Here is a 15442-nt window from a genome sequence, read left to right as displayed (position 1 = left end):
GTTATTTATGTTGTTAGCAAGAGACATTAAGGGGAATATTTGGGCCGATAGCACAGATCAGAACGGTGTTGAACTTGATTTTTTGGAACTCGAATGGTTTGATACGGAAAGACGTATTATCCGAGGGTTCACTGTTGAAGGTCGAGAAATAGGCTTTAAAAATTTAGGAACGGAATCCTTGTTTGACGGTGATATTTTGTTCGAAACAACGGAACTGCGCATTGCTGTTCGAATATTGCCCTGTCCTTGCCTTGTTGTACGTCCTAAAAACCGCTTGGATATGGCTCGGATATGTCTCGAAATTGGCAACAAACATATCCCTGTTTTCATCAACGCTGCACATGAAATTATTGCAGCCTATGAAAATCCCCTTTGGGAAACCTTAGAAAGGGCGGGTTTTACACCGACGAAAGAACTACGGGTGATTGAAAGAACCCATACGTTACGCATACATCAGTATGCCGTAGTCCAGCACAAAATTACCTTGGCCAATGGGCTCTAATACTTAATTAATAACGATTACATATGAATCCATTGTTGACATTAATGCAGATTAACGACTCTGTATTTCCGATTGGAGGCTTCACACATTCCTATGGCTTGGAAACTTATATCAATAAAGAGATTGTACATGATGCTAAAACTGCAAAAGAATATGCACAGACTTTATTGGAGCATAGTTTCTATTACAATGATGCTGCTTTTTTTCATAAGGCCTGGCAATTATGCGAATCAAGAGCAACCAGGAAAAAAATCGCTGAACTGGATGCATTGATAACCGCTTTCAAAGCCCCTTATGAGATTCGGGATGCCAGTAAGAAATTGGGAATACGGTTTTTAAAATTGACAGAAAAGTTAAAACCGGTCAAGCGTTGTTCGGCTTATCTAAAGGCGATAAATTCGCAAGAACTGCATGGTCACTATTCGATGGCATTTGCCATGTTTGCCCATGCGCAGGAAATTAGTTATGCAGATGCACTGAGTGCTTTTTATTATAATTCTTTGAATGGTATTATGACGAATTGTGCCAAACTGGTTCCAATTAGCCAAATGGATGCACAGCAGATTTTGTTTAAACTACAGCCCTTGATTAATAAATTGGTCGGATTGCAGCCCGAACTGGATGATGATCTGATCGGAAATTGTTGTATCGCTCAGGATATTCGATGCATGCAACATGAAAAATTATACACGAGAATTTACATTTCGTAAAAATAACTGAAATAAAAGATGTCTAAGAGAAATTACGTGAAAATTGGTGTTGCTGGTCCTGTGGGCTCTGGCAAGACGGCACTTATTGAACGGTTGACACGTTCGATGTCGGCAGATTATAGTATCTGTGTTGTAACAAATGATATTTATACGCGTGAGGACGCTATGTATCTACAGCAGAATTCGGCCCTGCCCGCTGAACGTATTATTGGTGTTGAAACAGGGGGCTGTCCGCATACGGCAATCCGTGAAGATGCTTCGATGAATATTGAAGCTGTAGAAGAATTAGCGAATCGTTTTGCGGATGTGGAACTGATTTTTGTTGAAAGTGGAGGTGATAACCTGACGGCGACTTTTAGTCCGGATCTAGCCGATTTGACCATATTTGTTCTCGATGTTGCTGAAGGCGAGAAAATGCCACGTAAAGGTGGGCCTGGTATTACGCGCTCGGATTTGTTGTTGATCAATAAAATTGACCTTGCCCCTTATGTAAATGCCGACTTGGAAGTTATGCGCCAGGATACAATCCGCATGCGCGGTGAAAGACCATTTATTTTTACAAACTTAATGACTTTAGAAGGTTTAGAAGATGTGAAATCATGGATCAAAAAGTATGCTTTGTTGGAGCCCGTAGGTTAAAATTTATCGTATATGGATAGCAAAATCGTATTAAATGTTGCCAAAGAGGACGGCAGAAGTAGATTGAAGGAGAGTTATCATAATGCACCTTATAAACTAACGCATTATGGCGCGGCAGGATTGACCAATCATTTGGAAATGATCATCATGAGTGCATCGCCTGGTATTATGGATACGGATTATTTGCACATTGATGTTCATGTGAAAAAAGATGCACAATTGAAACTTTTTACACAGTCCTTCAATAAGCTTCATCCTATGAAAACTGGCGCAAGACAACATACGGACGTGCATGTTGGGGCCGGTGGCTTGTTTCATTACATTCCACATCCAGTAACGCCGTTTAAGGATTCTATTTTTAAGGCAAGCAATCATATTCACTTGGCTGAAGATGCAGTTTTGATGTGGGGTGACATTATTAGTGTTGGAAGAATTCACATGAAAGAAGCATTTGAGTTTGATAGTCTCCATACGCAAACCAAGATTTTTAGACAAGGTAAACTGTCCTTTATTGACAATCAGCTTTTGCGTCCCAAAAGTCAACCGATACAGAAGATGTTATTTTTTGAGGGATATACCCATCAGGCAACTTTTGTGTTCTCGGCTCTTTTTGCGCAAGAATTAAAATATGAATTGGATGAAATCTTAACTGTTGAATACAATGATATCTCTTACGGCTTTACGCAGGCTTCAAAAGATGTGGTTATCCTACGTGCTTTGGGTACTGATGGAGAGTTGCTTTACGACTTTTTACATATGTTGGGGCAATTGTGTTGGGACTTTACACAACATAAGCTTTCTGAAAAGAAGGAAGACACAGCCGTTGAAGCGATAACGGAAGATGAGAAATCGAAGGCGGAGGAAATCACTGTCATTGAACACAGAAAACCTCGTCGAAAAAGTAAGCGAGAGTTGGTGGATGTTGTAGTAGTGGAAGGAACTAACTATGCATAAGGGGAGCCAGCATGACGAGATATGGATTGATGTTATCCCTGATTTTGATAAATTGAAGCTGGGCCGTGATTCAGATATTTTGGATCTTTCTTATTATGAGGTAAATAAGCGCGTTATCCAGCGGAAAACAAGAAAGGGTAATCTGGTGCGCATACAGCGTGATGATGGCAGCGCACTGCGTTCAGGGCAGTGTATTTATCATCGCGGTGATTTATTCATCCAGGTCAACATTTTACCTTGTCTTTGTGTATTGTTGGATAGTCAGAATCTATCTGTTGTAGGCGAGTTCTGCTTCGACGTGGGCAATCGACACTTGCCGGTTTATCTCAAGGCAGATGGGCGATTTGCTGTTTCTTATGATGGACGTCTCTATCAGGCGCTAAAAGAAAAATACAAGGGCTTTATCACATTGGAAAATACGATTTTAGAACCTGATGAACAGATTACCTACATTCGTAGACCTATCCTCGAATGATGGAATGCTGGTATTAGCGAAAAATTGCGCATTTTTGTCGCTATGAAATTTGGCGAGGAATTGCAAGCATGGTATCGACAGCATAAGCGAGATCTACCATGGCGGGAAACAAAAGATGCCTACAAAATATGGCTTTCTGAAATTATTCTGCAACAGACTCGTGTCGAACAAGGCTTGCCCTATTATGTACGTTTTGTCGAGCGATTTAAGAATGTTGTGGAATTTGCGAATGCAGAAGAAGATGATATTCTTCATCTTTGGCAAGGTCTGGGTTACTATTCTAGAGGACGGAATATGCATAAGGCCGCGCGAATAGTTCGCGATCAGTATCAGGGTGTTTTTCCGGTAGATTATCAAACATTAATAACGCTTCCTGGAATAGGAGAGTATACTGCTGCGGCGATATCCTCTTTTGCGAACGATGAAGCCCAGGCGGTATTGGATGGAAATGTGTTTCGTGTACTGGCGCGATACTATGGCATAGAAACACCTATCAATTCTACGGAAGGAAAGAAGATTTTTACAGCTATAGCCAAAGAAAATCTTGATTATAAACACCCGGCATTGTATAATCAGGCGATTATGGATTTTGGTGCCACCCATTGTAAGCCCAAGCTGCCTTTATGTGAATTCTGTATGTTTCGTCCTTCCTGTTATGCGTTATCTAAAGGCCAGGTAGATCAATTGCCTGTAAAGCTTAAAGCCAAGGCAAGCAAAGATAGATACTTTAATTATTTTATCTTGAAGGACAACGATCGGATACTGATGTCTAAACGCGGTGAAGGTGACGTTTGGCAGAATCTATATGAGTTTCCACTTTTGGAGTCTAATTACAGCTTGTCAATTCCGGATGTTCTTAGCGATGAGTGGTTTATTTCCTGTTTCGGTTCCGATGCTGAACTACATGTTTTACAGCAGCAGACAAAACATATCTTGAGTCATCAAAATATTTATGCGACATTTTTTGAGGTGCGGTTAAAAGGCGATCTAATTCAAAAAAAATCCAATTGGGATTATGTATTTCTAAAAGATTTAGATAAATTAGCTAAACACAAGTTGATCTTTACCTTTTTGGAAAGATCAAATTTTTAACCATTTATGCTTTTAAATTATGTCAGGAGTTAACAAAGTCATTTTAGTGGGACATCTTGGAAAAGATCCCGAAATTCGCTATTTAGAAGGCAATGTCTCTGTTGCCAGTTTTCCATTGGCAACATCAGAAACGTATAACAAAGACGGAAAAAGAGTAGAACAAACCGAATGGCACAATATTGTTATGTGGCGAGGTCTGGCTGACGTGGCTGTAAAATATCTAACAAAGGGGAAGTTAGTTTATATTGAAGGTCGACTGCGGACTCGTACTTATGAGGATAAGGAAGGTATTAGACGATATGCTACTGAGGTTGTCGCTGAAACCTTTACGCTTTTAGGCCGTAAATCGGATTTTGAACCGAATGCGGGTGTAAGTGCTGGTAATACAGCAAACACGCAGGCGCAAAAAGTCGAAGATAAGGAAGTGGAGGTCGATTTTACGGAGAATGATCAGGAGGATAATCCATTACCATTTTAAGCTGAAGAATTTGAGATTATGTAAAAACTTTACATGTATAGTAAATATAGTAAAATCATCGAAAAACAAAAGAGCAGGCAACTAAGCCTGCTCTTTTGTTTTATTAGCGTTTTGGGGGTGGAATTCTGATTGCCTTCTCCCAAGCAAGTACGCTGTTTCTGTTATGTGTTCTTTTATGATGCTCAGTCGAAGTTCAAAATTTCTTTTTAGCGGAAATTTTGGCTATGTTTGCTCTAATTATGTTGCAAGATAGAATTACGCAGTATACTGAAGAGATTAAGGCATTTGCGCCAGCTTCTTCAGCCGATGTAGAAAATTTCAGATTGAAGTTTTTGGTTTCCAAAGGGATTGTGAAAAATCTTTTTGATGAATTCAAAACAGTTACGCCTGAAGAGAAACGTACTTTGGGAAAAGTGTTGAATGAATTTAAGCAGTTAGCAGAAAATACATTCAAAGAAGCACAAGAAAAGTTCGGGTCTGGTGAGAAGCAAAAATCACAGGAATTTGCGAGTGATTTGACATTGCCTGGTCAAGGTTTTCAGCTGGGGTCTAGACATCCAATCTCTTTAGTTCGTAAAGAAATTGTTGAAATTTTCAAGAAATTAGGCTTTATTGTGTCAGAAGGGCCGGAAATTGAAGATGACTGGCATAATTTTTCTGCGTTGAATTTTCCACCGGAACATCCTGCGCGTGATATGCAAGATACTTTCTTTATCAAAAAACAGGAAGGTAATGACATTACATTGAGAACGCATACATCTTCGGTTCAGGTGCGTTTAATGGAAGCCGGTAAACCACCGTTTCGTGCGATAATGCCTGGACGTGTTTATAGAAATGAAGCTATATCAGCCCGTGCACACTGTTTCTTTCATCAAGTAGAAGGTTTATATGTAGATGAGAATGTTTCTTTTGCCGATTTGAAACAAACTTTATATCATTTTGTTCAAGAGATGTATGGCGAAGGTACCAAAGTACGTTTCCGCCCATCCTATTTTCCTTTCACTGAACCTTCGGCAGAAATGGATATCTCCTGTACAATCTGTAAAGGGGCAGGGTGTAACTTGTGTAAGTACTCTGGCTGGGTAGAAATTTTAGGTTGCGGTATGGTCGATCCTAATGTGCTTGATAACTGTGGTATAGATAGTAAAAAATACTCAGGTTTTGCTTTTGGTATGGGAATAGAACGTATCACAAACCTTAAATATGTGATTAAAGACCTACGTCTTTTCTCAGAAAATGACACACGTTTCTTGTCTCAATTTGAGACTGAATTAATATAAATTAATCATTGTAAAGATTGTGGCATCACATTATTCTCTACGATAACTAGGCAAGAGAATAATGTGATGCTTTTTGGTCTTTAAGCTTTGTAGATGACTTTCAACATTCGTACGATCTAACGTATATGGAACCAGATTATATTATTGAATCCATAAAAAGAACAGCGCGTGAGCTCTTTCGTCAAAATGGCTACCATAAAACCAGTGTGAACACATTGGCAAAAAAAGCTAAGATTGCGAAGGCGACAGTGTACAAGTATTTTGATAGTAAAGAGATGATCTTGCATGCCATTCTCATGGATTATCTTCGTGCGAGTCTGCAGGATATTTTGAAAACAACCAAATATGAAGATGATATGGCTTCATTTTTGGCTTCAACAATTTTGCGGGTAAGCCGACTGACCTATACGGCTTGCAATGAATTGATCGGTTGGGAGTTTATCCGGGAATCTGCGAACGCACAAGAATATCTAAAAACGCTTTCTGAAGATTTGGAGTTTCTGCTCCTAAGTACATTCATTCAGAATGAAAAAATAAATGAAGCGATTAGCGAAGAAAAGCTGACCTTTTTGATCAAGTCCAGTAAGAGTATTGTGTTTTCTTTTGCTTTTACGGCCGTCTCAGATGCCGATGTGCGAAAAAACTTTATTTCGTTTCAGAAAGAGATCCTTCCTTATCTTGTTCAGGCAACAGTTCAGTAAAGTTATCCTAAGCCTTTCATCTCTGCCCAAATCGCGGCGCCATCTTTTGAGTACAGCTCTCTTTTCTTATGATTCTCTTGTACGGGAGTTACTTTTGTTCATATTCCTTTGTTCCATTGTTTCCTTTACGAAGTTACGAGCCTGTTAAGAACCTGTTTATACCAGTGATAATCAATGCCTATAAATAATTTATGCAGATGGAAAATCGGTATAAATTTGTATTTTTGCACCCTATGAGTAGAAGAATTCCGCAAGATAAAAAGTTCTTGAAAGATATTGCCATCATTGATATTGCCGAAGAGGGTAGAGGTGTTGGAAAAACCGAAGATTTGGTTTTGTTTGTAGAAAAAGCTGTTCCTGGTGATGTTGTTGACGTGGAGCTTATGCGCAAGAAAAAGAATTTTGCGGAAGCTCGGGTGACCAGTTTAAAAGAGGCTTCATCTTATCGCGTAGATCCATTTTGTGCGCATTTCGGAGTATGTGGTGGATGTAAGTGGCAGCATATGACCTATGATGCTCAGCTAAAATTTAAGCAACAATCTGTCGATAATGCGCTTTCGCGTATTGGAAAAGTAGATACTTCAGCGATGGAAAGTATTTTAGGCTCTGCGCAAACAGAATACTACAGAAATAAATTAGAATATACTTTTTCAAACAAAAAATGGTTGACTTCTGTTGATGAAGACTCGTCCCAATTAGAAATGAATGCACTGGGTTTTCACGTGCCTGGGCGTTTTGATAAGATTTTAGATATCGATCATTGTTTTTTGCAAGAAGATCCTTCAAATGAAGTTCGTAATAGTATTCGTGATTTTGCGCTTAGTCAAGGTATGACGTTCTACGATTTGCGTGAACACACAGGTGTATTGCGTAATTTGATTATCCGTATTTCTTCAACCGGGGAGATGATGGTGATCGTTGTGTTTGCATATCCGGAAGAAGGACAGGTTGAGTTGTTGATGGAATTTGTTAAAGAAAAGTTTCCTCAAGTCGCTTCCCTGTTATATATCGTAAACCAGAAACGCAATGATACAATCTTCGACCAGGATATTCATGTATATGCCGGTCGTGATTTTATCTATGAGGAGATGGAGGGCTTGCGTTACAAAGTTGGGCCTAAGTCGTTCTATCAAACAAACTCTGCACAAGCGTATGAGCTGTATAAAATCACACGTGACTTTGCCGATTTAAAGGGGGATGAGTTGGTGTATGACTTATATACAGGAGCGGGTACAATTGCAAACTTTGTCGCTAAGAAGGCGAGAGAAGTTGTTGGTGTAGAGTATGTTCCAACTGCCATTGAGGACGCTAAAGTCAATTCGTCGATCAATGATATTACGAATACAAAGTTCTACGCTGGAGATATGAAAGATGTGTTGACCCCTTCCTTTATAGCTGAACACGGAAAACCAGATGTGGTGATTACAGATCCGCCACGTGCAGGAATGCACGCTGACGTTGTAGCTCGTTTGTTAGAAATGGAATCACCGCGTATTGTATATGTCAGTTGTAATGCTGCTACACAGGCACGCGATTTGGTGTTGTTGGGCGAAAAATATGAGGTGAAGCGGATCAAGCCAGTAGATATGTTTCCGCACACCCAACACGTTGAGAATGTGGTTTTATTGGAATTAAAGAAGTAATAGCATACATTATGGAAGTAGAAGATTTATTTGCAGGATCTGCAAGAGAAGAAAATACACCGTCTACAGAGCAAAGTCCATTAAAAAGTCTGCAGGTAGATCTCGATTTTTATAGTGAATCAATCCGCGAAGTAGCGCTGGAGATTGTTGAAGAAGGTTATTCTGACTACCCAATTTTTGTCGCACATCAGCATGAAGTTTCCGTTGGCGAAGTGATATTAGATCGTAAGGAACTGGAGACGAAATGGAGCATAAACGCCTCGACACTGGAAGAGTTTGTAGAAATGGATATTATTCAAGAAGATCGTAAAGCGTCTTTTATTCAGAACTACAAGCCGGCGAAAGACTATATGTGTTTGTTTGTTGTAGTGACTGAAGGGGCTAATTTTGTTTTTTATCCATACAAATGATAAACAAATAATATTTAAACTTTTTTAACAGTACAAGTGTCAAACTATTACTACTTTTAGCAAAGTAGGTTAGGTGTAGCTGGGAATTAATAAGATTGAAATAAATTATAAGCTGTTCCTTACGGAAATGAATGTTTGACCCAATGAAATTGTTGATAATTACAATCGCACTGAAACCAATTGGGGTAATTGAAAAGAGATAATAGGATGAAAATAATACATATACATATATTAGGGCTTTTTTTGCTGTTATTCACCTATTTCGGAGCTACTGCGCAACAACAGCAGAAGGTCTCGGGAATGGTGCTGCAAAAGGGGAACGGTAATCGTATAGGAGATGCTGTTGTGCTTAATATGCGCACGCACAGATCAACGTTGAGTAACTCTTTTGGTGTTTTTACGATTGATGCATCGGTAGGAGATTCCCTGTCTTTTACCAAAGTCGGGTATTCACCTGTTAAAACCGTGCTGACCAACCTGAATGAGTTTTATGTGGAATTGCAAGAAGGGATACGATTGGAGACCGTCATCGTTGAACGAAAAACGAAGGAGGCCGAATTAAATGATGCCATGAATAATTACGCTAAAAAGGGTGTTTATAATGGGGGTAAAAATAAGTTCGGGACCTATCTGGGTAGTCCTGCAACCGCCCTTTATAATCTTTTTGGAAGGGAAGCCAAGAATGCAAAACGCTTTGGGCGATTTATGGACAAAGAGAAGGATGAATTACAAGTTGATCGTATTTTCTCTCGTGAAGCTGTTAAAAATCTGACGAAGCTGGATAGCACAGAATTAGATGCGTTTATGATACGTTACCGTCCATCTTTTGATCTGGCTGAGCATTGGGGACAGTATGATTTAATGCATTACGTACAACAATCTATGGACGACTTTAACGCAAAGGGAAGGCCTAAAGGAGCTCTTTTACCTGATATTGAAGTAAAGACCCAAGAAAAATAAAAACATTTTGCTTTTGTTACTGTTAGCTGTTTGTACGAGTAGGAAAAGGTGATTTAAAATTATGTAGCGTATCGACGTCATTTTTGGAAGTTTTAAGGGCCTTTTTCAGTGTTTTGTAACAAAAAAGTTGATAAGAATATCTTTTGGCACTTTGTTTGATTTTAGTAGAACGGTATTTAATTTGAATATTAAAAGTCTTAGATAGCATACATATGAAAATGAATAGAAAATTGGCTGTATTAGGTTTGACAGTTGCAACCTCAGCTATGTTATTTGGAAGTTGTTCTACCATCCAAAATACAAATAATACGACTAAAGGTGGAGTAATCGGTGGTGTTGCCGGAGGTGCTTTAGGCGCATTGATCGGTGGCAAAGCTGGTAATACTGCTATTGGTACATTAGCGGGTGCTGCCATTGGTGGAGCTGCTGGTGTATTGATTGGTAAAAAAATGGATAAGCAAGCTGCTGAGATTTCTAAAACTGTTGAAGGAGCTGAAGTTACGCAATCTGCGGAAGGTATCGTGGTTAAGTTTGATTCAGGTATTTTATTTGACTTCAATAAATCAGATTTAAAAGCGTCAGCTAAAGATAATATCGCAAATTTAGTAGCAACGTTAAACAAGGAACAAGGTACTGAAATCTTGGTTATCGGACACACAGATAATGTAGGTACGTTGGCTGCAAATGAAAAAGTGTCTTTGGACCGCGCAAATTCTGTACGTGCATTTGCGGTATCTAAAGGCTTAGCGTCTTCGCGTATTAGAACTGAGGGTAGAAACTTCTCTGAACCAATTGCAAGTAACGATACGGAAGCAGGACGTGCTCAAAACCGTCGTGTTGAAATCGTTATTGTTGCAGGTGATCAAATGAAGAAAGAAGCGAAACAACAAGCAGGTCAGTAAGCATTTTCAGGAATATTCTCTTGAGACAAATTTATTGATCTTGAATCATAAGAAAGCGTTGATTAAATCAACGCTTTTTTTGTGAAATACAGCGTGTCAGAATTTTTATATGGTCCATTTGCTCCTAAAATTTGACAAAGGATAAACCATATTTCTGTCTGACAAACTGTCATTATATGGATTTAAATTTCTAACTTTGTAGTCTTTGAAATAACTAAGGGCATAAAATTAGATCAGCAAAAGATCGGTCATTGCATTGGTTACGCCATCGAAAATAATAAAAATTATATTCTATTGAATATCGAGCTATGCTAGATTTAACACATACCACTAAGGAACACGACGAATCTCGTCAGGGTGAGGCATTATTATTAGAACAGGATCCGATTTTAAGTAATGGACGCAAACTGTATATTGAAAGTTACGGTTGCCAGATGAATTTTTCGGATAGTGAGATTGTTGCTTCTATTTTGTTGGATAAGGGATTTGAAACAACCAAGAATTATCAGGAAGCTGATGTGGTTTTTATTAATACCTGTTCAATCCGCGAAAATGCAGAACAGCGTGTGCGCAATCGTCTAAAGGAATTTGAAGCTGCTAAAGCAAAAAATCCTGGAATGATCGTTGGAGTGCTGGGGTGTATGGCCGAGCGTTTGAAATCGAAATTCTTAGAAGAAGAAAAGTTGGTTGATGTCGTTGTAGGGCCAGATGCTTATCGCGATCTGCCAAATTTGATTGATAAGGTTGACGATGGAGCTAAAGCTGTAAACGTCTTGTTATCTAGAGAGGAAACGTATGCCGATATTAATCCTGTTCGTTTGAATTCAAATGGTGTAACAGCTTTTATTTCGATTATGCGTGGCTGCGACAATATGTGTTCTTTCTGTGTTGTTCCTTTTACACGTGGACGTGAACGTAGCCGTGATCCGCAATCTATTGTGAAGGAGGCCCAAGATCTCTTTAATGCAGGCTATAAGGAGGTTACGTTGTTGGGACAAAATGTGGATTCCTACAAATATACTGCTCCAGTAGCTGAAGGGGAGGAACCGGGTGAAACTATAACATTTGCTAGCTTGCTTACGATGGTTGCTGAAATCAGCCCGCTTTTACGTATTCGCTTCTCTACTTCCCATCCAAAAGATATTACAGATGAAGTTTTATATGCAATAGCTTCGCATGAAAACATCTGTAATTATATTCACTTGCCAGTTCAATCTGGAAATTCCCGTGTATTGGAATTGATGAATCGTACATATGACCGTGAATGGTATATGGAACGTGTGGATGCCATTCGTCGTATTATTCCTGAATGTGCTATTTCTACAGATGTTATTACAGGTTTCTGTACTGAAACGGAAGAGGAGCATCAGGAAACATTATCTATGATGGATTATGTCAAATACGATTTCGCCTATATGTTTGCTTACTCGGAAAGGCCAGGTACTTTGGCTGCAAAAAGATACGCAGATGATATTCCAGAGGATGTAAAAAAACGTCGTTTAACAGAAGTTATCAATAAACAGCGCGATCATAGCTTATATCGTTATCAACATTTTGTTGGCAAAGTATGTAAAGTGCTTGTTGAGGGATTTTCAAAAAGGTCTGAGTTCGATTTTTGCGGTCGTAATGATCAAAATGCATTGGTGGTATTTCCAATCGATCCTCGATTTAAACAAGGTGATTATGTGAATGTACTTATCGAGTCATGTACTTCTGCGACATTATTAGGAAAGATTGTTGATTAAGAAAACTTAGATTGTTTTATTTCCAACTGGAAATTTATGGATAACCAAGATATAAAGAATAGATTTGGAATTATCGGTAATTCGCCTTTGTTGAACCGTGCTATCGATATTGCACGACAAGTGGCTCCAACTGATATCTCCGTATTAATACAGGGTGAAAGTGGGAGTGGTAAAGAAGTTTTTTCGCATATTATCCATCAATTGAGCTCCCGTAAGCATGGCCCTTTTATTGCGGTCAATTGTGGAGCTATACCAGAGGGGACCATTGACTCCGAGTTGTTTGGTCACGAAAAAGGTTCTTTTACGGGTGCCCATGAAGCCAGGAAGGGATATTTTGAAGTCGTTGATGGTGGAACAATCTTTCTAGATGAAGTAGGTGAGTTGCCTTTGGGTACACAAGCAAGATTATTACGTGTATTGGAGTCCGGTGAGTATATACGGGTAGGGTCATCCAAGGTACAGAAGACAAATGTGCGGGTGGTTGCTGCGACAAATGTGAATGTGTTTGAAGCCGTACAAAAAGGTAAATTTCGCGAAGATCTTTATTATCGCTTAAATACTGTACCATTGCGCGTACCGTCTTTACGTGAAAGACCTGAAGATATCAACTTATTATTTCGCAAGTTTATTGTGGACTTTTCTGAGAAATACCGTACACCTGGCGTTCAACTGACAGAAGATGCACAGAATATGCTACGCAACTATAGCTGGCCCGGAAACGTGCGTCAACTGAAAAATGTTGCGGAACAAATCGCTGTTTTGGAGAAAGAACGCATTGTTGATGCATATACACTTCAAAATTATCTGCCCAATGAATCCCGAACGAGTTTGCCAGCGGTCGTTCCTTCAAATAATGGTGGAAAAGAGGATTTTTCAGAAAGAGATTTGCTGTATAAAGTCTTATTTGATATGAAGAAGGATATGGTTGATCTGAAGAAACTGGTGGTTGAATTAATTCAGAAAGGTGTCGATTCTAACACATTTGATCAAAATTCTCCCTACATTAATCAATTGTATCAGGAGATTGAACCACAATTGAAAGCAGATCCAGAAAATTATAATACAACCCCAACGCTAACGATACATTCTCCGGCAAATCCGACCAATGTATTAAAAAATCCTGTGGCACAGGATGAATATCTGCAGGATGCTCAAGAAGTTGAGGAATCTTTATCGCTTGTTGATAAGGAGTCTGATCTGATCAAGAAAGCACTGAAAAAGCACCGCGGTAAACGTAAAGCTGCTGCGCAAGAGTTGGGAATTTCTGAAAGAACTTTGTACAGAAAAATTAAAGACTTAAATTTAGATTAAGGTTTACAGATGTTGTCAAGAAAAATTTTATATGCTTTTCTCACCACAACTTTTTTGGTTGTAATGAATAGTTGTGGGGTAAAATATGGATTTACTGGTGGATCCATTCCTGAGGGAATGAAAACAGTCAATATTCAATATTTCGAAAATATAGCTCCTTTGGTTTATCCGACCTTAAGTCAGAATTTTACGGAGGCACTGAAAGAGCGTATCCGTAACCAATCTCGATTGAGTCAGGTGAATCAAGACGGTGATGCTACCTTTGAGGGATTTATTACAGAGTATTCGATTAGTCCGGCAGCTGTTGAAGCCGGAACAGATCGTGCAGCTATGAATAGATTGACTATTACAATCAAGGTTACCTATCATAATAAAATTAATCCGAAGGATGATTTTGAGCAACCTTTTACGCGATTTAAAGAATTTGCAGGAAACCTTCAGAGTGCGCAAGAAGAGACCTTGGGTAAAGAAATTATTCAAATGTTAACTGAGGATATATACAATAAAGCGTTTGCTAATTGGTAATTCTATTTCCAAGATGAATCTTAATATATCATTATCCAATAACGAGCTTTTTTTTCAAGCAGTCAATCATCCGGACACCGTGGCCGAAGATGTTGTTTTAGCATTGATTGAAAAATATCCTTATGCCCAAAGCCTGCGATTTGTCTATGAGCGTAAAGTTTTTGGCAAGCATAGTTCAGTTCAGAATTTGTCGTCTACTTTGCTCTATGCATCTTCTCCGAGTTGGTTGTATGAATTTATGCATTGTAAATCAGCGGCAGAGCCTAATACAATAATGCCTTCAGATGAATTTCTAGTGGATGGAACACTTCGCGACGATGATGGGATTGTCGAAATTGAAGCTGAGAGCGAAATTGTTGCTGAACCAGTTTTATCCAAGGTGGAGGTTGATGAATTGGATCGTTTGATTCAAGCGGGGGTTGCAAAAGATTATTTTCGGTCACGCGATCAGCAGCAAGAAATTATTGCCGATTCAGAGGAGTCTGCACTAGTAACACCTGTTCTATCTGAATCTGTTGTCGAAATAATGGATGATGGTCAAGAACGTGTTTCGGTCTACGATGATGATACCATGCCATACAGTTTTTTATGGTGGTTGCATAAGACGAGATTAGAATATGCTGATACCTATCAGCCCTATGTTAAATCTCCATTAGGCCCAATGACGCCCTCCAATGACGATATTGCTAAAATTCATGAGAAACTGGATAGTCAGCTACTCGATCAACAGATCCGGGAGAATATCTTTCATTTACAATCGCCTGAAGCAAAGTTGAGTGATGAGGTTAAAACGACAATCTCTTTTCAAATACCGCGTAAAACTGACGAGGTGATCGAAAAGTTTATTCGTGAGGAGCCTATGATTCAGCCTTTACAAGCGGAAAAATTAGACTTGGAAAATAAAGCTAGGAAAAGTTCGGAAGATCAACACTCACTTGTTACCGAAACGCTTGCAAAGATCTATATGGAGCAAGGCTTATATCCAAAAGCAATAGAGGTTTACAAAAAATTAGTTTTGAAATATCCAGAAAAAAATGCTTACTTTGCGGCACGCATAACAGAATTAGAAAAGAAATTAAATTAATAACATAAAGAGATGCAAGGATTATTAATCG

The 15442-nt window shown here is 39.0% G+C and carries 17 protein-coding genes; all 17 read left to right on the top strand.

The window, feature by feature from the left end:
• Positions 1-7 precede the first annotated feature (7 nt).
• Positions 8-502, top strand: a complete 495-nt coding sequence (locus ACHWSC_RS11715) for an urease accessory protein UreE (RefSeq protein ID WP_394676876.1) — start codon at positions 8-10, stop codon at positions 500-502.
• A 23-nt stretch (positions 503-525) separates the two neighbouring features.
• Entirely contained in the window at positions 526-1212 is a 687-nt protein-coding gene (locus ACHWSC_RS11710) for an urease accessory protein UreF (RefSeq protein WP_394676875.1), read from the top strand.
• An 18-nt stretch (positions 1213-1230) separates the two neighbouring features.
• Positions 1231-1851, top strand: coding sequence for an urease accessory protein UreG (ureG, locus tag ACHWSC_RS11705; protein WP_075990808.1), 621 nt, complete (start codon positions 1231-1233; stop codon positions 1849-1851).
• Positions 1852-1863: 12 nt separating this feature from the next.
• Positions 1864-2805 carry an urease accessory protein UreD gene (locus ACHWSC_RS11700; protein ID WP_394676874.1) on the top strand — a complete coding sequence of 314 codons (942 nt, stop codon included), beginning with the start codon at positions 1864-1866 and terminating at the stop codon, positions 2803-2805.
• Positions 2798-3280 (top strand): urease accessory protein UreE, encoded by a 483-nt coding sequence (locus tag ACHWSC_RS11695; RefSeq protein ID WP_120333064.1) that lies wholly within the window; start codon positions 2798-2800, stop codon positions 3278-3280. The genes ACHWSC_RS11700 and ACHWSC_RS11695 overlap by 8 nt, the downstream gene beginning before the upstream one ends.
• A 42-nt stretch (positions 3281-3322) precedes the next feature.
• Positions 3323-4372 carry an A/G-specific adenine glycosylase gene (gene mutY, locus ACHWSC_RS11690; protein WP_394676873.1) on the top strand — a complete coding sequence of 350 codons (1050 nt, stop codon included), beginning with the start codon at positions 3323-3325 and terminating at the stop codon, positions 4370-4372.
• A 19-nt stretch (positions 4373-4391) separates the two neighbouring features.
• Positions 4392-4850, top strand: coding sequence for a single-stranded DNA-binding protein (locus tag ACHWSC_RS11685; protein WP_046674796.1), 459 nt, complete (start codon positions 4392-4394; stop codon positions 4848-4850).
• Positions 4851-5089: 239 nt separating this feature from the next.
• Complete coding sequence (gene pheS / locus ACHWSC_RS11680; protein WP_120333066.1) at positions 5090-6130, top strand: phenylalanine--tRNA ligase subunit alpha; 1041 nt, start codon at positions 5090-5092, stop codon at positions 6128-6130.
• Positions 6131-6255: 125 nt separating this feature from the next.
• Complete coding sequence (locus ACHWSC_RS11675) at positions 6256-6831, top strand: TetR/AcrR family transcriptional regulator (RefSeq protein ID WP_046674798.1); 576 nt, start codon at positions 6256-6258, stop codon at positions 6829-6831.
• A gap of 233 nt (positions 6832-7064) precedes the next feature.
• On the top strand, positions 7065-8474 hold the full coding sequence (gene rlmD / locus ACHWSC_RS11670; RefSeq protein ID WP_313188274.1) for a 23S rRNA (uracil(1939)-C(5))-methyltransferase RlmD: 1410 nt from the start codon (positions 7065-7067) through the stop codon (positions 8472-8474).
• An 11-nt stretch (positions 8475-8485) separates the two neighbouring features.
• On the top strand, positions 8486-8884 hold the full coding sequence (locus tag ACHWSC_RS11665) for a hypothetical protein (protein ID WP_075990814.1): 399 nt from the start codon (positions 8486-8488) through the stop codon (positions 8882-8884).
• A 207-nt stretch (positions 8885-9091) separates the two neighbouring features.
• The gene (locus tag ACHWSC_RS11660; protein WP_088160023.1) at positions 9092-9844 is read left to right on the top strand and encodes a hypothetical protein; all 753 of its coding nucleotides are present in this window, start codon (positions 9092-9094) and stop codon (positions 9842-9844) included.
• A 212-nt stretch (positions 9845-10056) separates the two neighbouring features.
• The gene (locus ACHWSC_RS11655) at positions 10057-10746 is read left to right on the top strand and encodes an OmpA family protein (RefSeq protein ID WP_182330334.1); all 690 of its coding nucleotides are present in this window, start codon (positions 10057-10059) and stop codon (positions 10744-10746) included.
• A gap of 308 nt (positions 10747-11054) precedes the next feature.
• Positions 11055-12491 (top strand): tRNA (N6-isopentenyl adenosine(37)-C2)-methylthiotransferase MiaB, encoded by a 1437-nt coding sequence (miaB, locus tag ACHWSC_RS11650; protein ID WP_088160025.1) that lies wholly within the window; start codon positions 11055-11057, stop codon positions 12489-12491.
• Between the two features lie 36 nt (positions 12492-12527).
• Positions 12528-13802, top strand: a complete 1275-nt coding sequence (locus tag ACHWSC_RS11645; protein WP_075990817.1) for a sigma-54-dependent Fis family transcriptional regulator — start codon at positions 12528-12530, stop codon at positions 13800-13802.
• Between the two features lie 9 nt (positions 13803-13811).
• The gene (locus ACHWSC_RS11640; RefSeq protein WP_394676872.1) at positions 13812-14327 is read left to right on the top strand and encodes an LptE family protein; all 516 of its coding nucleotides are present in this window, start codon (positions 13812-13814) and stop codon (positions 14325-14327) included.
• A gap of 13 nt (positions 14328-14340) precedes the next feature.
• A complete protein-coding gene (locus ACHWSC_RS11635) occupies positions 14341-15411 on the top strand; it encodes a hypothetical protein (RefSeq protein ID WP_394676871.1) in 1071 nt (356 codons plus the stop codon).
• The last annotated feature ends 31 nt before the right edge of the window (positions 15412-15442 follow it).

The organism is uncultured Sphingobacterium sp. (genome assembly GCF_964277905.1).
In the GTDB taxonomy this organism is placed as follows: domain Bacteria; phylum Bacteroidota; class Bacteroidia; order Sphingobacteriales; family Sphingobacteriaceae; genus Sphingobacterium; species Sphingobacterium siyangense.
The sequence above is the reverse complement of the archived record's forward strand: the minus strand, read 5'-3'. Positions and strand labels throughout refer to the sequence as shown.

Coding starts and splice junctions, on each gene's coding strand:
- rlmD (WP_313188274.1), top strand. CDS start 7,065: ATGAGTAGAAGAATTCCGCAAGATAAAAAGTTCTTGAAAGATATTGCC.
- ACHWSC_RS11685 (WP_046674796.1), top strand. CDS start 4,392: ATGTCAGGAGTTAACAAAGTCATTTTAGTGGGACATCTTGGAAAAGAT.
- ACHWSC_RS11710 (WP_394676875.1), top strand. CDS start 526: ATGAATCCATTGTTGACATTAATGCAGATTAACGACTCTGTATTTCCG.
- miaB (WP_088160025.1), top strand. CDS start 11,055: ATGCTAGATTTAACACATACCACTAAGGAACACGACGAATCTCGTCAG.
- ACHWSC_RS11640 (WP_394676872.1), top strand. CDS start 13,812: ATGTTGTCAAGAAAAATTTTATATGCTTTTCTCACCACAACTTTTTTG.
- ACHWSC_RS11695 (WP_120333064.1), top strand. CDS start 2,798: ATGCATAAGGGGAGCCAGCATGACGAGATATGGATTGATGTTATCCCT.
- ACHWSC_RS11655 (WP_182330334.1), top strand. CDS start 10,057: ATGAAAATGAATAGAAAATTGGCTGTATTAGGTTTGACAGTTGCAACC.
- ACHWSC_RS11635 (WP_394676871.1), top strand. CDS start 14,341: ATGAATCTTAATATATCATTATCCAATAACGAGCTTTTTTTTCAAGCA.
- ACHWSC_RS11665 (WP_075990814.1), top strand. CDS start 8,486: ATGGAAGTAGAAGATTTATTTGCAGGATCTGCAAGAGAAGAAAATACA.
- ureG (WP_075990808.1), top strand. CDS start 1,231: ATGTCTAAGAGAAATTACGTGAAAATTGGTGTTGCTGGTCCTGTGGGC.
- pheS (WP_120333066.1), top strand. CDS start 5,090: ATGTTGCAAGATAGAATTACGCAGTATACTGAAGAGATTAAGGCATTT.
- ACHWSC_RS11645 (WP_075990817.1), top strand. CDS start 12,528: ATGGATAACCAAGATATAAAGAATAGATTTGGAATTATCGGTAATTCG.
- ACHWSC_RS11700 (WP_394676874.1), top strand. CDS start 1,864: ATGGATAGCAAAATCGTATTAAATGTTGCCAAAGAGGACGGCAGAAGT.
- mutY (WP_394676873.1), top strand. CDS start 3,323: ATGAAATTTGGCGAGGAATTGCAAGCATGGTATCGACAGCATAAGCGA.
- ACHWSC_RS11715 (WP_394676876.1), top strand. CDS start 8: ATGTTGTTAGCAAGAGACATTAAGGGGAATATTTGGGCCGATAGCACA.
- ACHWSC_RS11660 (WP_088160023.1), top strand. CDS start 9,092: ATGAAAATAATACATATACATATATTAGGGCTTTTTTTGCTGTTATTC.
- ACHWSC_RS11675 (WP_046674798.1), top strand. CDS start 6,256: ATGGAACCAGATTATATTATTGAATCCATAAAAAGAACAGCGCGTGAG.